Raw genomic sequence first — 412 nt, forward strand, 5'->3', positions numbered from 1 at the left:
TTTCAGCTTCAAATATTTGGCCTTGTAGTAGCCTTCATTCTTTTCTGCCGATGGTTTATCAGTCTTCCTAGGTGGTTGCCTGCATTCAGATGCAAAATGACCAGGCCTGTCACAGTGGTAACATATCACCCTTGTTTTTGACTCTTTCTCTTGAAAGACTTTCTTCCCATCATTTTTCGACGCTCCCCCTTGAAATGTGGGTTTCCTCAAAAACTTTTTGTACCTCATGGTCAGGAGTGCCAATGAGTCATTCATGTTCTTGAGTTCATTTTCCACATTGAATTGATTAGCTTCAGTTTCTTCTTCTTCACTGTCATCAGAAACAATCACAGACTTGCCTGCCAATTTTGATTTACCTGCCGATTTTGGATCGGCAGATAATAAGGCAACTGATTTACTTTTCAGTTCCTTG

General features: G+C 40.5%; 1 protein-coding gene. It reads right to left on the reverse strand.

Annotation, left to right across the window (positions count from 1 at the left end; genetic code table 11):
• The coding region (locus EMN46_RS19195; RefSeq protein ID WP_154202618.1) for a zinc finger CCHC domain-containing protein at positions 1–412 on the reverse strand (412 nt) is incomplete at both ends.

The organism is Ancylomarina sp. 16SWW S1-10-2, from assembly GCF_009669305.1.
Lineage (GTDB): Bacteria > Bacteroidota > Bacteroidia > Bacteroidales > Marinifilaceae > Ancylomarina.